Here is a 21,366-nt window from a genome sequence, read left to right on the forward strand (position 1 = left end):
TATTCGATTAAAAGCGTGGTGAAAATAGGCAATATTAACATTGAATACCCAATGCTTAAAGGGATTTCGAACACCTAAGTTTTCCTTACAAATGTAGGACAAAAAAATCGTGTTGAGTTCTACAAACTCCAGCATAATTGAACATAGAAACAAGAAGCAAGAGTCTATTTAGAGAAGAATTAAGGGTTTCAGTGTTATAATCTCAATTAGAGAAACAGTGACTTTCACTATGTACTTTTTCCAAAAAGTAGTTTGTGTTTAGATACAGAGGAAAAAAAAGCAAATGCACAACAAAACCTAAGAAAACATGGGGGGAAACGTACTGAAGGCTATCAGAGAACTCCGTAGATTAGTTCGTTGCGGGCCCACAGAAACTCACTGCGAAAATCCCCACGTTTCTTAGCTAAATCGTTGTGTTTCATACCGAAAAACCAGCCGCACAAACAGCACATTTGATTTTTTGCCGACAATACAGCCAAAGCTTAAAATCAAAAGAGCTGTTTTCCCCTTCCCAAATTGAAATTATATATCATTATTCAATACATAATTATATTGCTAAAGGATAATTTAATGTATATTTGAACTTTATAGTCAAAACGTAAAGACATAAAACCAATGAACAGAATAAAGAAGGTTTTAAAAGAACAAGGAAGGACTCAAACTTGGCTCGCTGAGCAAATTGGGAAAAGTTATGTAATAGTTACAAACTATTGCAATAACAATTCACAGCCCAGCATTCAAGTCTTAACTGAGATTTCTCAAGTTTTAGACGTTGACGTAAGAGAATTATTAGTTTCTACCAAAGACAATTTGAAAAATGGATAAAGAATTTGAAATTTTTAAAAATGGCAGTACTTGGCTTAGAGCTGACTTTCATTTACACACAAAAGCGGACAAAGAATTTGTGTATCGTGGAGAAGATAATTCTTTTGTTTCTGACTATGTAAATAAGTTAAGTGAAGAAAAAATTGGTGTCGCAGCAATAACAAATCATAACAAATTTGATTTTAACGAATATAAAGCACTTGCCAAAAAGTCTAGAAAACAAGAGATTTATCTATTGCCAGGAGTGGAATTATCAGTAAATGATGGGGCGAATGGAATCCACTGTCTTATGATTTTCAACCCCATTGAATGGCTTGAAAATGGTACGGATTATATTAACAGCTTTATAAACCAAACATTTGCAGGCAAACATAATTACGAAAACGAAAACGGACGTTCAAATGATAGCCTAATTGAGACTATAAAAAAGCTTGATGCTTTCGAGAAAGACTATTTTATTATAATGGCTCATATCGAGGCAAATAGCGGATTCTACAAAGAATTAAATGGAGGACGAATTACAGAGTTGGGTAAAGTGCCAATATTCCGTAAGGCAGTTCTTGGATTCCAAAAAGTAAGGACAAGAGATATAATTAAAAACCTTAATACTTGGCTTGAAAACGAACTACCAGCTTTTGTAGAATGTTCTGACGCTAAAAATATTGAAGAAATTGGAACAGGTAATACTTTAAATGGAGTTACGCAAAAAACATATTTGAAAATTGGTGCATTTAACTTTGAAGCTATAAAATATGCTTTATTAGACCAACAATACAGACTAGCACAAAACACGACTGACCCTATTAACGGATATATTAAATCCATCAGTTTCAAAGGTGGAAAATTAGATGGCTCAACACTTCATCTAAATCCGTCTATGAATAACTTGATTGGTATAAGAGGAAGCGGTAAATCTTCAATTTTAGAGGCTATTAGGTATTCTTTAGATATTGATTTAACTGAAAAGCAAAATGTAGATTATGACTATAAAACAAAGTTAGTTAACGCTTTATTAGGAAGTGGCGGTAAAATAACTTCGGTATTGGTTGATGACCAAGGAAAAGAATATGTAGCTGAGAAAATACTTGGAGATAGAACGAACATTTACAAAGATGGAGAACTTCAGCTTGGACTAAAGCCAAATGCAATTGTAAAAAAGCCTATATACTTTGGTCAAAAAGACCTTTCTCAAATAGGCGATTCTTTATCAACTGAATATTTGATTAGTAAATTAATTGGCGATCGTTTACTTAATAAAAAACGAGAGGTTGAAGAAAAAAATCAAGATGTTTTAAAAATTATCAATGAACTCAAAAAAATTGATTCAAAAGTTGCTAGAAGAGCAGACATTGAAGCGAAACAAGCGGAGTTGAAAATTAAAATTCAAGTTTTTAAAGATAATGAAATAGACAAAAAACTTGAAAAGCAAATCTCTTTCGACAAAGACAGCAATTTCATTAAACGTCTTGAAAAATTCGAGTTAAAAGTTATTGAGGGAATAAATGAATATGTTGGAGAATACGAAGATAGTTTTCAAAGCTTTAAAGCATATTCGTCAAAAGAGAATACCACAGATATTGATAAAATAAAGCAACATTTGATTGCCTTTGAAGGCATATTTCTTGAAACCAAAACTATTTCTTCAAGGTTAGTTACCGAAAATTTAGCTCTTGAGACAATGCACAAAAGCTTCAATGTAAAATATGAAGAGCTGAAAGAAGAATTTTCAAAAATCAAGCGAGAAATAAATCTTCCTAATATTCAGGCGGATGACTATGTTAAATATACAAAGGAACTTGATTTAACAAAAGCTCAATTGTCGGAGTTAGAAAAGCTTTCAAAAAAGAAAAAAGAATTAGAAACTCAGTTAAAACAGACTTTAGTATCATTACAAAAACTATGGCACAACGAATTTGAAATTGTACAAGAAGAAATAAAAAAAGTTAATGATGACCAAGATTCAATTAAAATAGCTGTTGAGTTTAAAGGAAACAAACAAGATTTCAAATCATATTTAAAAGAGAATCTCAGAGGAAGTAATTTAAGGGACAATAATATTCAAACAATCATTGACAGTTATAGTGATATGATTGCGGTTTATGAAGATTTGAATCTACCAAAAAGCAATATTTCTACAAACCTTTCAGATGTTCAACTTCATACGTTTCGAGAATATTTCAATTCAAATATTGAAGCCTTTCTGACGTACAGGATACCTGATAAATTTGATATTATATACAGAAACAGGCCATTGAATGAACACTCTTTAGGGCAAAGAGCTTCCGCTTTAATAATATTTCTATTAACACTAAAAGAGAGTGATTTAATAATTATTGACCAACCAGAGGATGATTTGGATAATCAAACCATCTATAATGATGTTATAAAGGTATTGAAAGAATTAAAAAACACCTCTCAATTTATTTTTGCCACTCACAATCCAAATATACCTGTTCTTGGAGATTGTGAACAAGTAGTTTCTTGTAGATATGATTCTAACATAATTGAGACTAACCTTGGGAGTGTTGATGATGAATCAATCAGAAAAGAAATAGTAAATATTATGGAAGGTGGCAAAGAGGCATTTAACAATAGAAAAAGAATTTACGAATTATGGACGCATTAGAATTATTGGATTTAATCCAAAAAGGAGAATCAAGCGTTGTGCAATTTAAAGTCCGCATTAATGATGCTTACAAAATAGGCACAGAAATGGTGGCGTTTTCCAATACAAAGGGTGGCTTAATTATCATCGGAGTTGACGACAAAAGCGGAGATATTAATGGACTGTCATTTGAAGAAATAGCAGAAACCAATCAGCTTTTGGCTAATGCTGCTTCAGATAATGTCAAACCTCAAATTTTTATTGAAACGGAAACCGTAGAAGTAGAAAACAAGAATGTCATTGTAGCTAGTATAGCTGAAGGAATGAGCAAGCCTCATACTGACAACAAAGGTATAATTTGGTTAAAAAATGGTTCTGACAAACGCAAAGTTGTAGCAAGAGAAGAGATGGCAAGATTACTTCAAAATAGTGGGAACCTTTTTGCAGATGAAACCTTAGTAAACGGAACAACAGTAAACGATATTGACGAAGACTTTTTCCAAGAATTTGTGCTTGCAAAAACAAAAAAATCTATCGAGGAAATCGGTCAATCAACATCAACCGTACTTTCTAATCTTGGAATGATAAAGGAAGGAAAACTTAGTCTTGGAGGACTACTCTTGTTTGGTAAAAATCCGCAACAGTTTAGACCAAATTTTACCGTTCAATGTGTGTCTTTCGTAGGAAATGACATAAGCTCAAAGGAATATCGAGACAAAGAAGAACCAATTACGGGAAATTTAAAAGAGCTGTACGAAAAAACACTCTCTTTTATTACTCGTAACCTAAAAAAGGTGCAAATAAAAGAGGGTTTTAACTCACAATCTAAATTGGAAATTCCAATCGAAACTATTGAGGAATTACTTGTTAATGCCTTAATTCATCGAGACTACTTTATTTTATCAAGTATTAAGATATTCATATTTGACAATAGAATAGAAATTACAAGTCCAGGAAGATTACCCAACACATTAACAATCGACAATATCAAAATAGGAACCTCGATTTCTAGAAATCCGATATTATTTACAAATGCTAGATATATTCTTCCTTTTGTAGGTGTTGGTAGCGGAATACCCAGAGCAATTGAGAATTCGCCTGACTTAGAATTAATCAATGATACTGAAAGAGAGTTGTTTATTTCTGTAATTAAACGTCCTGAATGAATAGCCAACGCTAAAAGCCATACACATTTGCAATTCGCTACAGCCAACGCTACGCCCAAAATTATAAAAGAGTATGTCTTTGCCAACGCTACGAACCGAACGGAAAAAAAGTACGAAAACACAACAATGTATATAAAAAATAGGCGTATTATTAGTAAAATCAAGGCTTTGGGCTCATATCAAACTTTGTGCTTAGCTGAAAGTTCAGTGCTTCGAAATCGCCTACTTTTCATATACTAAACGTTAGGTGAAATTTTATCGTATTAAAAATAACTCAAAGTTCTATTCATGAAATTCGTAAACGAAAATGGCAAAAAGTATGTTCTAGTTTCTTCCCAAAACCAATTAGATGAACTTCAAGAAAGGATTTCTCAGAACAACCCATTTGCTGATAAGTTCAAGTTTTCTGAACAGAGCCTCTTTATTGGTTTACTTGAATCATTAGGAATCAGCCATAAAGATTTTACGAAAAAGTATTATTACTACGACCCATCTAGGAAACTTCATATCTCAGAAAGCGAATTTGGTTATGTATGGATTAGTACGGCTGGATTAGTTGCAAAAAGTAAACCAAGCACTAATAGAGCTTTAAATTCCTGTTTAGCTCAATACTTAGTCATATCACTCCTTTTTAAGAAAGCAATTGAAGTTGTTAAGGACGAACGGGTTTACGATATAGACTCGTATAGCTCTGGTCAGTTAAATAAACTATCTCCAGCTATATTTCATAATCTCACGTTTTATATCGAGGTATTCTGTAAGGCCTATCTTTCACTTACTAAAGTCGAAATTCCTCACTCTCATAGCTTGACATTGTTGTATAATAAAACCGTGGATGCAATGGTCAATAATAAACATGACGACTCTCTTTTTCAAATATTGGTGTTAGACCCTCTTTATAAATTCGTTCAACATATTGACGAAATCCCAGGTAATTTCAAAGAACAGTTTATTAAGTACGATGACAACCTATTAGATGACTCGGTAATTTTATTTGATTATACTGGTCTAGTTGAGATGACATCAATCCTTGAATTATCTGTTGATTTTATATCTGCATACTATTACGAAGGAACAAAGACATATTACCTAGAATCAGATATTTATAAGAGAATGATGGATAAAGCGGAAACAGAGGAAAAAAAGAAGAAAATTCGTGAAATGTACCCGCATTTAGCTGGCAAAAAGAAAAAGTAACTTCACCTAATATCACCTATAAATTAATGGGGCTTCATCAGTCACGAAGGTTTGGTGGCACTTGGAAAGTCAACCACAATATGTAAATTTATTAATTGCTGTGGTTTTGTGCAATTGGCAAGCTTAGTACTTTTTAAGCCCCAATCATCATAGGCATAGCGTTGGCGGCATTAAACACAGATAAACCTGAAATATGGAAAAAATAGTAATTCAAGAAAGTTCGATAGAGCTTACTCATGGTCGAAAAGGACAAATAGCAGTAATAATGTATGCAGGAGACAACGATCCAGTTGCAAAACTGAATTTAGCAGTCTCCCAATATGTTGGAAATGTAGGACACAGTCAATTTGTTGACATTAGCATGGATAATCCGTGGGTTAGGGTTATTATCTCAGGAATTAATGAAATGAAGCAAGAAGATTTTGACCCATTGAAACACAAGTTGAAAGAATGGTAGTTGCGAATCTTGGTGGGGCAATAGAATATTGGCTTGGATTTCAGGATAAGATTGGTCGTTCATTTATGATGAATGAAAATGCTTTAAAATACCCTTTAGCGGACTATTTAGTAAATGAGGGTAATGTTGACTTGCAGTTAATTGACCTAGAAAGAGCTCACCCAAACTTTTCTAATAGGCAAGTAGATTTAACTGTATTGAATCCTCAAAATGCGCCAATCAACAATCTTTTCGAACTGAAACTTGCGAAAGTTGAAACAAGATACCAGTCTGAAAAACAAAGAATTTTTAATGATCTTATGAGACTTTACTTAGGAAGTTTAGTTTCTACTGACAAGTGCTATTTCATAATTACAGGCAAAACAACTCACTTTCAAACTGACTTCAAGAATTCACCGAATACAGGAATTAGGTTTTACGATAAGTGGTTCTCATTCATAAAAGGCCAAACAAGGACTTTTAATGTTGCAACCGAGACCAACTCCACGTATTGGGATATCTATAATGAATTTCAACAGAAATATTCTAAAAAATACAAAGGTCAAACAAGCAATACTTTACAATTGCCTAATCAAATAACAACAACTTGTGAATTTATGACTGCATTCAGTCCCTCATTAGTTCCTTACATGATTGGAGTTTGGTCTGTAAAATGAAAAGAACCACCAACAAAACCTAAAAGCAATAGCACCCTTCGGGACGCTACTGCTCATAGCCAGAACGTTATATGTAAAATCACACCACGAACCTGATGACAAAAATATATCACTATACAAAACTATCAACGGCAATAAAATACATTCTCCCAACCAAAAAACTTCGAACGAACTCCCTTTCGCAAACAAACGACCCAAGAGAAAACCAACCGTGGGCATTTGGAGGTGTTAACATCGATTATAAAGGTATCTATCCAAACACATATAATGACAAAACCCATATTGATCATCAATACCAACTCGGTAAGGAAATAAAGAGCAGAGTTCAAATTATTTGTTTTGTCCATTCGGATAAACGCCCTGGGTTTGAAAACGAAATGATGTGGGCTCACTATACCGAAAACCATGAAGGGATTTGTCTTGAATTAGATGAAAAGGTTTTCTTAAATGAGAATACCAACATCCCCATATTTCAACTCGAAAACGTAACTTATGGAACGAGTGATAAACCTTGGCTTCATTGGAACAGATCAAGGAACAAGGAAGAAAATATTAACAACTTCATCCAAGCGGGGTTCAAAAGTCTTGTTCTCTCTAAATCTGAGTATTGGGGACGTGAGTATGAAAAGCGCTTATTGATTTTATCAACAGATCAACATTATCTATCAATTCAAAAATCTCTCACTGGAGTCTATTTCGGAATATCAATGGATGCCAATTACCGTCCAGCAATTGATCGACACCTTAACCCTAAGCAAACTAAAATTTACGATCTTTATTACGAAAGTCAACGAATCAATGCGATGGAACGGAAGTTTGAAGATTTCCGACCGTCTATAATGAAGAAATATCTATGAATTATGAATTGGATCAATTGGAACGGCAAATGAAAGTCTGGAATTTATTCTCTAAATTTAATATTAAATTCGAAGAGTGCAGTTTCTTTGGTAGCCACTGAAAGATCCGCTCGTCCATCTTAAGCTATGTATCATTCCCGAAAGAGATATCTTGAAAAATGCTGGATTTGTGGTAACACTGCTGACTCAGATGAACATAAATTCAAAAGGTCGGATATCGTCAAAGCATATGGTAAAGGTCAATATGTGGAGAAGGGTGAATTTCAACCAATGTTGATCAATATAAGAAATTCCTACATTAGCGGATCAAATGATAAGAAGATAACGATTCGTAATGTTTTGTGTCAAAAATGCAATAATCATTTGAGTCAACCCTTTGACACTTCCTATGAAAAATTTTCTAACTATATCTCTAATCACATTGATCTCATTCAGGAATCAAATAAGATAGATTTTCAGGACATATATGGTGGAGAATGGCCTGATCAAATAATAAATTTATATAAATACTTTATTAAGATTTTCGGTTGTCGATTATCAAAAGAGGGTATAAAAATCAGTAAAAATGTTATCGAGTTTCTAACTTCTAAAAATGATAAGTTGAAGCATATGAAATTTAGGTTTGCCATTAAGCCTGATATAGTAAATCTTCAAAATTTTGGGGAAAGAGGATATCATCATCTTTATTTTGGGGGACTAGAATGGGTTGGAGTTTCAGAAAAAGAAACGGAAACAATTTTCAGTTGGTTTACTAATTATGGAATTAGCATTTACTGGGTGTATAACCTATCAATTGAATCAGGAAACAAATATCAACCATTCTTATTTCAAAAAGAGGAATTAGTCGAAGTCCAACAGAGTGAACACTTACCAAAGGAAAAGACCACTATCAACGGATTGGTTGATTTTATCGAAGGTGAAAGTTACAACAAGATTGATTTGATAAATTCAATATTATTTGATTAAAAATGGCAATGCTTACAACAATAAATATAGGTCATTGGGCTGATAGTACGAAAGTTGAAAATGTTCGCATTTAAGAAAAAAACTCAATAATACTGCTTTTTTGAGTCACAATTATACATGCTTAGTTTTCAATAATCTTAATTTCTTCATCATTCAATCCATAAAGTTGATATACCAATTGATCAATTTTAGCTTCTAATTCAGATACATCTAGGTCAGGATTTTCTTTTCTACGATTAATAATTCCGTTCACTTTAGAAGTTATTTCAGTCTTTTGACTTTCATTTGCCGTTGCAATAGGCACTTGGCTAAAGTATTTCCATATTAACTGATATCCACTCTGTATCTGAGTACAATGCTTGGAGATCAGCCACCAGCCTAATTTGGAATTGAGAATACCGAGTAAAGTTTTATCACCATTAGGAATAAACCACATAGAATTATTAGAGAACAGTCCATCTTCATCGTAAATGAAACACGGCTTTACCTGTAGTACCTGATACATTATTTTTGGATACAAAAATTTATCATAGTAATCACAAGCCCTCAACTCCCAATAAAAGTCTCCTTTATCTGTTCGTTTTTTAGCTTTTTCTTCATATTGCTGCAGGTGCTCAAAAACTTCAGGGAATTGGCTCTTAAACCAACCTTCAGGGTCAGCTCCTCCATTCTTTTTTGTGAACCCTTTTTCAAATTTTATTAAATATCTTGCAGGTTTTGCAGGAAAATATGGTTTTATTTCTCTACCCATTAAAAAAGGAAACAAGTGGCTTTTATATTTTGGATTATTTTTTAACCATTTTTCAGCAATTTCTTTTTCAATAACAAAAGCTTCAGTCAAACCCGTTAGAACTCCTCTTTTGGCACTTCCCTTGATCAAATCATTTAGAGGTTTACTTATAGACTTAATTTTTTCAAGTAAATGTTTGTCTTCTGAATTAGAAATAACCCACGTTTCATTATTAAGTGAATTCTGATTTATTATATTTCTATTATTGTCAATATATACTTGAAATCCATCAGGGAATTTAAGTGTATCTATGTTTATTACTTTTAAATCTTCATTGGGATTTGATTTTTGGGCAAATAAAATACACGGATATGTTGTAGCTTCTTCAAAAACTTGCAAGTCACCGAAATTTAAGAACTCTACAATATTATTTTCGAGTAAAAACTTTCTTGCATTTCTACCATATCCAGCTTGCATAAACTTATTAGGCATTATGTATGTGAATTCGCCATTCTTTTTCAATATGGAATATCCTTTTTCGATAAAAAAAACATAAATATCTGCTGTGCCAGAATAAGTAGGGAATGTACTCTTGAAATAGTTTTTAAACTCTTTTAATTCTTCCTGCCTGATATAAGGTGGATTACCAATGACTACATCAAAGCCCAAATAGTCTCCTTTGTCACTTAACACTTCTGGAAATTCAAAACGCCATTCAAAGGCATTATTAAAAATTGGGTTATTTTGCTTCTCCTTTATTTTTAGGTTTAAGTTTTCAATAGTATCCTCTATAGTTCTTTTATCCTTTAATTGCTTTTTGGAGAGTTTAGTATCAAATAATTGTTTAGACTGATATCTTACATATAATTTTTCGTTTTCTTTTTGTAAATCGCGCACATCACGATCAGAGTATTTAGCTATATCTGTTCTAAAATCCCCTTTAATTATATCTATTAGTCGTTCAAAGTCTCTTTTTTCTTCTTTGGTCTTTGCGTTTTGATATGACTTTACTGCTGCTTTATATGTGCCGACATTCCATTTTTTATTTTTCAGTATCTTACTTATGCTAACATCCAAATCGAAACGGCTGACTAAAGAATTGCCACATTTGATATTAATATCAATATTTGGGAGGGTTTCAAGTTCAGTTTCGTTTTTATAATAGGCATTTTTGAGAAGTTCAATCCACAAACGTAATCGACAAATTTTAACTGAATTAGGATTAATATCTACACCAAACAGGCAATTTTCAATGATTGCCTGTTTTTCATGAAAAAGAGCTTCTTGTACTCGCTGACTCTCTTTATTCTTGATAGAGTACTCAAATAATTCGCTGTCATCATCTGTAATAACTAACTCATCATTTATAACTTCAAAATGATACTCTTTTAGCCGTTTACCTTCTCTATCTTGAAGTATTTTTAAATCATTTTTAACTGCAATAATCTCATTGAGAGCTGATACCAAGAAATGACCTGAACCAACTGCAGGATCACATATTTTTAAGCTGTTTATAATAGTGTTAGCTTCATTTCTATCTTCTATTTTATCATATAGATCATCAAAATTTCTACAATTCCATTCCTTTATCTCATTGAATTTTTGAACTACAGATCTTCTGATGCTCTCCCTGCACATATACATCGTAATGAATCCAGGTGTGAAAAATGATCCATCTTTATATCCATTGATTTTTTCAAATATTAAACCTAGTACTGATGCATTAATTAAAGTTTTATTATCTTCTTGAATTTCCTCTGCACCTTCACTACTAAAGTCATAAGCTTCAAGAAAGGCAAATAGATATTCTAGGGTATTCAGTTTTCCAGTTCTTTTTTTTCCATTACTGTTTTTCAGTACTGTATTGGGATGCAATGGTATTTCCTTTTCGTCTCGTAGGTTGCTAATGAAAAGTGTATTATGCTCTAAATCATTTGGTTCAAATAAGGAAGAGTTTAGGTATGGTACTTTTTGAAAGCTGTTTTGAATTTCCTCGCTACGGTCATTATTTTTCTTTGCTAATACTTGGAAGAAAAGGCTGTTAAGGTCATCAAAATTTTTTATTTTCTTATAATTCAAAAATGCATAAGAGTCATCTCCTTTATGATAATTAATTAATTGAGCCTCCATTAGTTTTAGAAACAAAATTCTATTAATCCATGTAATACAAAGTTGAAGTCCAACATTAAAGAGTCTATCTTGATTTGTTGTACCATATTGATTTGGTTTTTCTAATCGATATATCTTATCTAAAGAGTCTAATTGGATAATTGTATTTTCAAGTAAAGTTCCTGCATTTTGCTCATTTTCTTTTTTTCTACCAATTACTCTTTTTCCACCTTGCTTTTCATCAGTTAAACCTATTATATGCAATAGTTCCTTATAAAATTTGCTGTCAAGAGAGTTGCTGTCATTTTTGAAGCGTAACTTAAGTAGGTGCTCAGGGGATAGAAGTTTGTATAGAACAATTAATTTATTATCGTCTTTCTCATCATTATTTAAAAGTGGTTTTTTATACTCATTTAAGTCAAAATGAGTATAATTCAATTGACCTAGTACTTTTTCAATAAAAGGATTTGCAATTTCTTTATAAAAAAAATCTGTAGTATTGCCACTTAAGCGACCAGCTTCAAATTCTTTAAATTGATTTACTAAGGGTTTATTATTGTAGAATAGTTTTTCGAAAAGTTGAGCATCAAAGATGAACCATTCACTAATATTTGTGGCTATTAAGTGTTTAAGCTCTTTGTTGTTTTGATGGACTCGTTCACGTAAATAATAAAGTAACAGTTCCTGTAATGCTTTTGTATTCAGTTTTTTGGTTGACAGCATTTCTGCCTTATTACTAGCCTTTTTAGTTTCTATAATTACCCCAACACTAGAGTCAGCACTTTTCCCATTATGTACTACTAAATCACTACTTTCTTTTGTATTGATATAGTGGTTAGGATCATAATAGGTCTTTTTTAAAAAATCTATTAGAACGATTTTATTATGTTCTTCACGTTTTTCATTATCAGCCCTTTCAATTAATTGAATCATATTGATTTTGAAGTTTTCAATAGACTCTCGGTAAGGCTTAACCTTTAGAAATGCTTTATTGAGTGATTGTCGGGGAGTCAGTATCTTATGGTATGACATTCAAATAAAAATAAGGATTTATAAATTGAAATCAATTTAATAGAATTTACTTAAAAGGTTAAATTATTCATGACAAAGTAAAATGGACTATTATCAATTTATACTGACCTCAATAGAATCAAGTTTATCAATATGATTTTAAAAAATCAATCTATCTGGTTTGAATCCCCCTTGTTCTTGCAAGTCAATATAACCTAGTTGATTTGTCATAAGTTGAGATTCCCCAATTTGAAAATCTTTCCTGTTTGCATGATGATGACCATAAATCCAATAATTGGGCTTAAATTCTTTAATAAAATCATCCAATTCAACTGCAAAGGCTTCATTCAATATACTTCCTTGGTATTTTAAAGGGTAATTTATTTTGGTGGGTACATGATGTGTAATTACTATTGACTTTTCATTTTCACTACATTCCTCCAACTCCTTCTGAATAAATGAAAGGCAGTCTTCATGAAGCTGATTATATTTTTTAGGTCTAAGGCTTAATCCATCGTCTTTAATCACTCTAAAATCATTCATGCCACGCTTTATGTCATTTGCATACTGATCTTCAATTGAAGTCCAAAGCGTGCTAAAGATGATTTTATAATCATGAAATTGAATTGATTTATTATTTAGTAAAATAACATTATCTCGAATTTGCTCTTGAAATGAACCGCTTCTTTCATTTATATCTGATTGGTAGTATTCATGATTGCCAGGGATCCAATAGGTAATCTCAAAATTATCAGAGACATAATCGAAAAAGTTATCTGCAGCATGCATCATGCTGAAAGGAATAATGTCACCTGCCAAAATCAAAATATCACCTTTACCTTCCAAAGGGTATTTTTCAATATAAGCCTTATTGAAAATGAATTCTAAATGAAGATCGGAGGCGAATTGGATTTTCAATGTCAAAAGATATAGAATCCAAGCTGATTTTAAAATTGTCTTCCGATGTCATTTAAGATTTTTAGAGTATTTATAAATGAGTGAAAATGGATATTCTCAAATTCTAAAACTTTCAACCAAATACAGACGCTGTTTTCAAGTGTACGCTAATTTAATACGGATATTTGTTGTAGATGATTTAAAGACACTTTTGAAGTCTTAATTATTAAAAACGTTAATTAAAACAGAAACGATTTTTTACTGTCCTCTAAAAGGATTTAGATTTTTTTCAGCTTTGACAAGTATTTAAAAGCGAAGAATAAATATGGAAATAATCGATATAATTATAAGCATCATGGCTCAAGTAAGCCCAATAAAAATAGTTTTACTTACTATATCACTAGCGTTGATATTGTGGACCAAAGCATACATAGCGGAATGGCAAAAAGATAAACAGGAAAAAAGGAGGAAGGCAGATATCGAGTGGTTTATTAGTCAAAGAAATAAATCGCCCTGAAAAGTGAATCAATCAAAATTAATTAATGGCCTTTCTTTTACTAAAAAAGCCATCAGAACCCCTCCCAATGGCTATATTTCAACCAAAACCTTAAAAAGTCAATTGACTTGACTTGGTAAGATGTTTTAAAGTAAAATAATTTATTGCATTATTTGGAAGGTGTAAATTCTCTACTGTGGTATTAATATTTGTTCTAGACGCTTCTAATCCGTTCATCGTCTGATTTATCAATTTCTAAATCTTCTATGTTGGGTGATTTCAAATAACCTTCATCTTTTATATTTAAGACATCATTAAATACAACTTTACTTATCAATGATTGCTCTTTTCTGTATTTTTTTGGAATACCATCGAAGGTTATATACCATCCTTCTACAATACCCTTATTGGCATATGACCTAATACCAGCAACTGTATTGTTAGCAATTTGCTTGTCATATGATACTCTTGACAGTTTATCTTTTGCTGCTCTCTCTATTACTCTTAGTGTTATTTTATTTAATTGAGAGACTGAATAGTATTGCAGCAATTCCTCGAATAATTGAACAGTAACAGCTCCCAGTCTTGCTGGCAGATCAATCGAGGCCAGTTCTACATTCAAGTATTCCATACATTCATGTAGCCCTATTCTTTTCCATAATAAATACCCATTATTTGGAGCTTTGATCAGTTCATTCTTGACGGATTCCAAACACTCTGAATATAGTTCTCGATTCGAAACAACATTTAGCTGCAGGCTTTGAGAATCTATAAGTGCATCTAAATTATCCTTTTCAATAAAATCTTGATAAACATCAATATCTACTTCTAAATTAATTCTAAGTGCATTTTTCTTCAAGAGAAGTTTAAAAATATCAGTTTTTAAAGAATCAGTAGGAGTTAAATTTGAAAATGGTCTGAAAAAATGAAATCGAGATACCTCTGAGGACAATTCCTCAACTCCTTTAAGATATGCTAGAAGGCAAATCATATCATAATATTCTAAATCCTTTAATGTTATTGGGTCTCCTTGTTGGCTAGTTAATTTATTTATGATCTTTTGATGTTCATCAAGTCTTCTGCGCTCATTTTCGTCCTGCTCTTTTCTTATTTCTTCAAGTCTAATCCGCTCACAATTATTACAAGTACATGTTTGAGTATTCCAACTAAAACTTTTTTCTGGATAGATAGTATGTTCACATTTTGGACATATCTTTTTGCCGCCGTATTTTTGTTCTGATTTAGAAGGGTAGAGTTTCCACATAAAAACATTGCAATATTCACACGCTTCTTCAATAATCTTAGGTTCAAATAGCCTATGCAGATTTGAATTTTCTTTAATACCAAATTCAATGATAAGAGCAGAGTTTTTTTCTTTGTAAAATCTATTGTACAAATCATTTCGGCTTTCTTTACTCAAATGTTGCAATTTGGGGTGAACAACTGGCTCAATTTTCTCGGTATCCATATGATTTCAATCTTTCCGTTGGTACTAAGTTATCAATATTTCTGGGTCAGACCCTTATAAGTTTCTATCAATCTTGAACTTTGAAGAACTGAATGCTGCGAGTAAGCAATCTGCCCTTAAATTTCGGGATGTTTATTCTGATATAGAATGTATGTGAATACACTGGGAAAATATTAGCCTCTATTTATTTTTATGATGATTGGTGTAAATTATATTATAAGCTTTTTGTAAATAGTTGTTGATTGTGTCAATATCTTTTTTCAGTAGTGCCAATTGTTTCTCGTCAAGTTTATTTTGCTTTGCGAAAAAATTTAAATTTCTAGCAATCTGATTTATGTTACTAGCAATTTTGGAGATACCATTGATCGTTTTGGCAACAATAAGGGCATCTTTTTTAAGGTAAGGTCTAATAGTAAAAGTATCATGTTTAATTAAATATCTTATCAAACTGCTATAATTGAATGGTACATTTGGCTCTAAGTCATTCAATTTAGCAATCCATCTATCCAAATTGGCCTTGTCTATTTCGGATATTCTCACAATAAGTCTTTCTCTTTTATCCATTTTCTTTTAAACTAAATCTATGATTTGTGCTAATATAACCCATGTGCGTACAATTTGTACATACATTGCCCCCCTCTTGCTACTGCTACTGTCAGTAGAATCATTGGACTATCCCTACTTATTTCTAGGTTCAATGACTTCAACACTATTGAAAAGTAGGTTTAAAGCGTCTTGAACCGCTTGCTTTTGTGTGTAATTAGTGTCACCGTTTTTTCTTTTTGTGTGGACGAAATCCTTAATTTTATTTAGATGCTCTTTACTCAAAAGAAAAGTCTGCCTAACGTACTCCACAGTTCTTCTTTGTTCAGATTTAGTCTCTTCTTGAAGGTCTTTGTTTATCTCAAAATTTGAAAAAAAATCATCAGTTGATTTCGGCTTCTGATCTCGTTTGATACTAATTCTACTTTTCGACATGGCTGTGAATATTGAAGATTTCATTTGCTAAATTTCTATAATCTGTGGCACCATTTGATTCGGGTGCATATTCAAAAATATCCTTACGAGCTGAAGGAGATTCTTTGAGCTGAACGCACTCTCTAATTCCAGTATTTAAAAGCAATCCGGGATAGTCATTCTGTATGATATTTTCTACTTCCTGACTTATAAGTTTTCTTCTATGGTGGCGTGTGAAAAAGACGCCTGATAGTTTTAAGTCAGGGTTTAATCGCTTTTTCATTTTATTGATAGTCTTAATAACTTCATCAAGTCCATCTAAGCTAAATTCTTGGCTCTCCAGCGGTGTATATACTTCCGAGGCTGCTACATAAGCATTTACAGATAGAAGCCCCAAAGAGGGGGGGCAATCCAAAATAATAAAATCTATGCTTACTGACTTAGTTAATTCAGTAAGCTCTTCTTGTAGGATATAAAATGCATCTGGATTAGTCCCGCTATTTTGCTCAAATGCGGCTAAATTCTTACTAGCAGGTATTAATAGTAAGTTCTTACGAATTTTCACTACAGTATCTTTAATCGCATATTCCTTTAATAAAACACCATAAACATGCTTTTTAGGATTAGTTATCCCACAAGACTTACTTAGGTTAGCCTGAGGATCCAAGTCTATTAAAAGCACTCTGTTTCCTTTTAAAGCTAAGGAAGCTGCTATATTTAGGCTGGAGGTTGTTTTGCCTACTCCTCCCTTTTGGTTTGATATTGCTATTGTTCGGGTCATTATTATGTATATTACTAGTATTACAAGTATGAAATAGTAACACTGGTAATACTGTTAATAAAGTATGGTAAGTATTAACAGTGTTACTATTATTACAAATCATTATTAATTCTGGGAGGAGTTTTTAAAGAAGGGTAAAAAATCATGAAACTGCTGATCTACTTCTTTAAATTCTTCGAAATGCTGTAAGCAGTAACTTCTGTAATAGTGTTGCACTAGACCAATTTCTTCTAAATCTTGACTTAGTAATCTTTTACAATGGCTTTGTAGTGTAGATCTGGTTGGAAATCTCTTGCTTTCATTCAGATTATGAGGTACAGCTTCAGCAGTGTTATGATAGCGATCAAAAAAAGTATCATTTATTTCCCCCTTCCTAAATAGATCAAATTGGGCAATCATATTACCAATATTCGGATCAATTACATCTGGGTTTACTTCATAATAGTCAGGATATATCGTGACCATATGGATCCAGCCTTTGCTTCTTATATTCTTAAAGAAATCTAACTTGACAAATTTCCCACTTAGTCCTTTGACTTGCTTAGGGCTGTCAAAATAATTTGATTTATTTAATCTTTGTAGTAGGCCACATAGTAGGGCTCTTTTATCATTTGGAGTTTCAGGCACACCTTCTTTTTTTGTATAACCTGAAACTATTCTCCCGCAGGAATAATAAATGTTATGCCTGAATGTTGACTCTTGCGTGTCATACTTTAATTGTTTGAAATGTTGATTTGACATTTTTTTTCTATTTTTTGTACTACAGTACATTTTTGAGACTATTGAACTTTAGAACGCTCTTAAAAAATTTAAGAGCTTGAACTATATGAACTTTAAAAAAAAAGCTCATAAGGAACCCTATGAATTAGACATGGTAATTCCATGCTTATTTAAAAGCTTTAAAAAGTTTGTTTGAAAATTGATCTAGATACTTTAGGGTGTCGGAATTGAGTATTACTTAATACATAGTTAATTGATTTTGTGGGTAATCTTATTAACTTTGTACTGTGAGGATTCTAAAAATCACAATACCTAATTACAAGACCTGGATTTTCCAGGTTTTTTATTTTCTTGAGGGCTGCAAAAGATGGCGATTCTTTCCCAAGGTTCTTTTGAGCTCAGATTTATAATACCGGACCTTTTTCGATCCAGGTAATTGTTCGTAAGGAATCTTTCCTTCCTTTTTATATTTAATTATTGTGGCTTCTGACACTCCGATGAAGGCTGCTGCTTGCCTTTGATTCATTTCATCATTTTCAAATTTTTGATTTCTATCAACATATTCCTGCTCTAGAAGATCTTTGAAGAATCTCCGAAATTCATCTGCATTTGCTAGCACTAATACTTCGTTTTTCATAGCCTTTTTTAGTTGGGTTTCTGCTGCTATATTCAGAGGATTAATTTAAATATTCAAGCATGTTTTGGGGGTTGAGCAAAAATAGTACCTTAAAAGTGCATCTTAAACGAATTGAGAGGGGGTAAAAATATTGCCCAACTTATTTGCTTGGGCAATTGAAGACAGGATTTATTGAGGTTTCTTTTTTAAGCTTGTCGAGAGTTCGGCTTTAAAAGTACTCTCATCTGTGTACCGTTCGGTTTTGATTAATTTCAAATTATTCCTGACACTATCATAAGAAAGACCTCGTAAACTATAGGTAGAAAATAAGGAGGAAAATACTTTAGATATATCAGTGTTAAACCCCTCTATGCATCTATGTTTTATCCATAATGCCAGGGTCCTTCTTAAGTAGAAGCTTGCTTGATGGAGATCATGAAATCTTATTTTGGAATTTATAAAATGGTAAGAAAATTTGTAATTACCCTTATGCTTACCCATTAATGAGCCAAATGACATAATGAAGCTATCTATGTCATCCTCAGAAATCGTCAAAATATTGCTGTTTTGAAGTTCATTTAGTGAATATCTAATTAGATCAGGTCGGATAATAATTATTTTTTCTTTTCTACTAATGCCAGGGAAAGATTCTTCAAGTCTTTTTTGATCATCCTCTGCTACAAAATCGCTAACATTATCAAAAATTATTTCATCAATTTCAAAAAGGTAATCTTCAACTGGATGTAAAGTTATATGTATAATGCCTTTAATGTTATTTAAATTGATTATAGGTATGAATTCAAAAACGTTTTGAATCCTACTATGAATAAAATTGACTATAGGAAGCAGGGATTTATTTTGATTTAGAACTGTAGCATTTTCTGATTTTACTAATTCAATCCAGTCTTTTGGGGATTTAATAAAGATTTGATTTCGTAAATCTCTGTAATCTATTTCACTTCTTGAATTGATAAGCTCTATTAAATTAACTTTCATATCAAGTACATCAGGACTACCTTTATTAGAGTTATTTATATCATACTTTAACTCTATTGATTTCTTCTGTTTGAATTTTTTTTTAATCTGACTTAATAGTAGAATGATTCGATCCCTTAATTCTTCTTCTGGATTATGATAAGTGACTTTTAATTCTTTCATAATAAAGGGTTGATTTATCTTATATGTAACTGGAACTTGGGTTTTGAAAAATGTTGTCAATAAAGTATTGCAAAGAGATCTATTGCTTATCCCAAGTATTTTCCATTTCAGTTTGCTTTATATTGTCAGCAATTTTCACATACTTCTTAAATGAAGATTCCTTTTTATGGCCAGTGATGCTTCTCACAACTAATTCCTTCATACCAAATATGAGTGAGTTTGTAACAAATGTTTTTCTAGCTACGTGACTTGTAATTAATTTATGTTTTGGTACTGTTTTTTGAAATGATTGATTGCCTCTATATTCTACAATTGTTGTTGGTGTATCAATTTCGATTTTTTCACAGCATTCCTTAATGTATTTATTATATTTCTGCTCTGAGATAGTCGGAAGAGGGTAGTGTATGGTATCTCTATATTTATCTAAAATTTCTTGAGCAAATCTGTTTAGTGGAATTTTTGATCCCACTTCTTTAGTTTTTTGAATATTCTTAATAATGTAACCTTCTAATATATTACTTGATTCCAGCGTTCTAAGGTCTGAAAATCGTAATCCAGTAAAGCAAGCAAAACAGAAAGTGTCTTTGACATGGTCAAGTTTTCTTGATTCAAAATTATGATTGTATAGTTTAAATAATTCTTCTTTTGTTAAGTAAATTACTTCCTTTTCTCTTTCATGTGTTCTGAATTTTTTAAAGTCTGTAGCTTTACAATAGCGTTTATCAATTGCCCAGTTCATAAAAGTTTTCAAAACTGAAATTACCTTAACAAAGTAATTGTCTGCTACATTCTTTTTTTTGAAAGCATAATCTCTAAGTTTCTCATAGAAGCCAAAATCAATTAATTCAAGTTCTATTTTATATTTTGTGTCTGTCTGAAATCTCTCAATAAAGTTTCTAATAGTTGTATAATTCTTGACAGTATTGTTTGCCTTATGCCCCTTGCAAATCTCTAAAAATTCATCAAAGGCTTGAAAGAAGCTAATATTTCTGGCATCAATCGTTTGAGGGTTCTCTAGCTTTGAAAGTATGTATTCTTCATTCAGCCGGATATTTTCTCTTAAAACTACTTTATTAATCTTTCTAATATTCTCCTCTAACTCTTCTAGTCTAGCATTGATAAGCTCAGATGTAATTCCTTTTGAGTTAACTGTTACATTTTTTACACGTGCCTTAGTGTTGTTCCAGGAGGATTGCTTTATCTTTGAATCTTTAATTGATTTTCTAATTCTTTGCCCATTGAAGGTTAGTGTCATCCAAATTGGTGCTTCATTATTAGTATCAATTTTCTGTTTATTATGGAAGAAAGTAATATTAATCATAAGGACTTAGGTGGCAGAAATGGTGTCAAGTAATTAATTTAAATTTAATTAACCGGCTTTAATTTGGTTTAAACCGTAAGTATACTTTGATTTTGGCGGATTTAAAAGTATTAAAGCATATTAAAGAAATATGCAATTCCGGCCCAAGGTACTAAAGCCTCCCTTGTGGAGGTTTTTCTTTTAGAAAGGTTTAGATTTCTGACTCCGAATTTAGTAAGGTATTGGAAATCAAATCATTGAGAATTTATTAAAATAATTATTAAACAGTGCATTGTTTAGAGCAAAAAAGCTTCTACATTTGCACTCCCAATACGGAAAGCGAGGCGGGAAAAGCAGTAGAAAAGTTGAGGGAATGGGGAGTAATTGGTCAGGA

18 protein-coding genes are annotated in these 21,366 nt (G+C 32.0%); 8 read left to right on the top strand and 10 right to left on the bottom strand.

Annotation, left to right across the window (positions count from 1 at the left end):
* The first annotated feature begins 615 nt into the window (after nt 1-615).
* From B9Y84_RS17665 to B9Y84_RS17700, 8 genes are all read left to right on the top strand, one after another.
* Nucleotides 616-825: a helix-turn-helix domain-containing protein gene (locus B9Y84_RS17665; RefSeq protein WP_085518718.1), complete on the top strand. Its 210-nt coding sequence runs from the start codon at nt 616-618 to the stop codon at nt 823-825.
* Nucleotides 818-3,451 carry a TrlF family AAA-like ATPase gene (locus tag B9Y84_RS17670; protein ID WP_085518719.1) on the top strand — a complete coding sequence of 878 codons (2,634 nt, stop codon included), beginning with the start codon at nt 818-820 and terminating at the stop codon, nt 3,449-3,451. Before B9Y84_RS17665 ends, B9Y84_RS17670 begins: the two co-directional genes overlap by 8 nt.
* Nucleotides 3,439-4,596: an RNA-binding domain-containing protein gene (locus B9Y84_RS17675; RefSeq protein ID WP_085518720.1), complete on the top strand. Its 1,158-nt coding sequence runs from the start codon at nt 3,439-3,441 to the stop codon at nt 4,594-4,596. The genes B9Y84_RS17670 and B9Y84_RS17675 overlap by 13 nt, the downstream gene beginning before the upstream one ends.
* Before the next feature lie 288 nt (nt 4,597-4,884).
* Nucleotides 4,885-5,793: a hypothetical protein gene (locus B9Y84_RS17680; protein WP_085518721.1), complete on the top strand. Its 909-nt coding sequence runs from the start codon at nt 4,885-4,887 to the stop codon at nt 5,791-5,793.
* A gap of 193 nt (nt 5,794-5,986) precedes the next feature.
* The gene (locus B9Y84_RS17685; RefSeq protein WP_085518722.1) at nt 5,987-6,250 is read left to right on the top strand and encodes a hypothetical protein; all 264 of its coding nucleotides are present in this window, start codon (nt 5,987-5,989) and stop codon (nt 6,248-6,250) included.
* Complete coding sequence (locus B9Y84_RS17690) at nt 6,244-6,906, top strand: hypothetical protein (protein WP_085518723.1); 663 nt, start codon at nt 6,244-6,246, stop codon at nt 6,904-6,906. The genes B9Y84_RS17685 and B9Y84_RS17690 overlap by 7 nt, the downstream gene beginning before the upstream one ends.
* Nucleotides 6,907-7,001: 95 nt before the next feature.
* Nucleotides 7,002-7,763 (top strand): DUF2971 domain-containing protein, encoded by a 762-nt coding sequence (locus B9Y84_RS17695; protein ID WP_085518724.1) that lies wholly within the window; start codon nt 7,002-7,004, stop codon nt 7,761-7,763.
* A gap of 126 nt (nt 7,764-7,889) precedes the next feature.
* Entirely contained in the window at nt 7,890-8,729 is an 840-nt protein-coding gene (locus B9Y84_RS17700; RefSeq protein ID WP_085518725.1) for a hypothetical protein, read from the top strand.
* Nucleotides 8,730-8,850: 121 nt separating this feature from the next.
* On the opposite strand, the gene B9Y84_RS17705 is transcribed toward B9Y84_RS17700, so the two are convergent.
* The 10 genes from B9Y84_RS17705 to B9Y84_RS17755 form a co-directional block, all read right to left on the bottom strand.
* Nucleotides 8,851-12,600 carry a class I SAM-dependent DNA methyltransferase gene (locus tag B9Y84_RS17705; RefSeq protein ID WP_085518726.1) on the bottom strand — a complete coding sequence of 1,250 codons (3,750 nt, stop codon included), beginning with the start codon at nt 12,598-12,600 and terminating at the stop codon, nt 8,851-8,853.
* 138 nt (nt 12,601-12,738) lie between these two features.
* Nucleotides 12,739-13,497 carry a metallophosphoesterase gene (locus B9Y84_RS17710; RefSeq protein ID WP_085518727.1) on the bottom strand — a complete coding sequence of 253 codons (759 nt, stop codon included), beginning with the start codon at nt 13,495-13,497 and terminating at the stop codon, nt 12,739-12,741.
* A gap of 689 nt (nt 13,498-14,186) precedes the next feature.
* Nucleotides 14,187-15,392, bottom strand: coding sequence for a hypothetical protein (locus B9Y84_RS17720; RefSeq protein WP_176223828.1), 1,206 nt, complete (start codon nt 15,390-15,392; stop codon nt 14,187-14,189).
* A 228-nt stretch (nt 15,393-15,620) separates the two neighbouring features.
* Nucleotides 15,621-16,004 carry a plasmid mobilization relaxosome protein MobC gene (mobC, locus tag B9Y84_RS17725; RefSeq protein WP_085518730.1) on the bottom strand — a complete coding sequence of 128 codons (384 nt, stop codon included), beginning with the start codon at nt 16,002-16,004 and terminating at the stop codon, nt 15,621-15,623.
* A 114-nt stretch (nt 16,005-16,118) separates the two neighbouring features.
* Complete coding sequence (locus B9Y84_RS17730) at nt 16,119-16,442, bottom strand: hypothetical protein (protein WP_139828085.1); 324 nt, start codon at nt 16,440-16,442, stop codon at nt 16,119-16,121.
* On the bottom strand, nt 16,405-17,178 hold the full coding sequence (locus B9Y84_RS17735; protein WP_085518732.1) for a ParA family protein: 774 nt from the start codon (nt 17,176-17,178) through the stop codon (nt 16,405-16,407). Before B9Y84_RS17735 ends, B9Y84_RS17730 begins: the two co-directional genes overlap by 38 nt.
* A gap of 105 nt (nt 17,179-17,283) precedes the next feature.
* Nucleotides 17,284-17,919 carry a hypothetical protein gene (locus B9Y84_RS17740; protein ID WP_139828086.1) on the bottom strand — a complete coding sequence of 212 codons (636 nt, stop codon included), beginning with the start codon at nt 17,917-17,919 and terminating at the stop codon, nt 17,284-17,286.
* A 322-nt stretch (nt 17,920-18,241) separates the two neighbouring features.
* Nucleotides 18,242-18,535, bottom strand: coding sequence for a MerR family transcriptional regulator (locus B9Y84_RS17745; RefSeq protein ID WP_085518734.1), 294 nt, complete (start codon nt 18,533-18,535; stop codon nt 18,242-18,244).
* Between the two features lie 168 nt (nt 18,536-18,703).
* Nucleotides 18,704-19,672: a hypothetical protein gene (locus tag B9Y84_RS17750; RefSeq protein ID WP_139828087.1), complete on the bottom strand. Its 969-nt coding sequence runs from the start codon at nt 19,670-19,672 to the stop codon at nt 18,704-18,706.
* Between the two features lie 79 nt (nt 19,673-19,751).
* Nucleotides 19,752-20,993: a site-specific integrase gene (locus B9Y84_RS17755; protein ID WP_221406437.1), complete on the bottom strand. Its 1,242-nt coding sequence runs from the start codon at nt 20,991-20,993 to the stop codon at nt 19,752-19,754.
* Between the last annotated feature and the right edge of the window lie 373 nt (nt 20,994-21,366).

Origin of the sequence: Marivirga sericea (assembly GCF_900177665.1) — a bacterium.
GTDB lineage: Bacteria > Bacteroidota > Bacteroidia > Cytophagales > Cyclobacteriaceae > Marivirga > Marivirga sericea.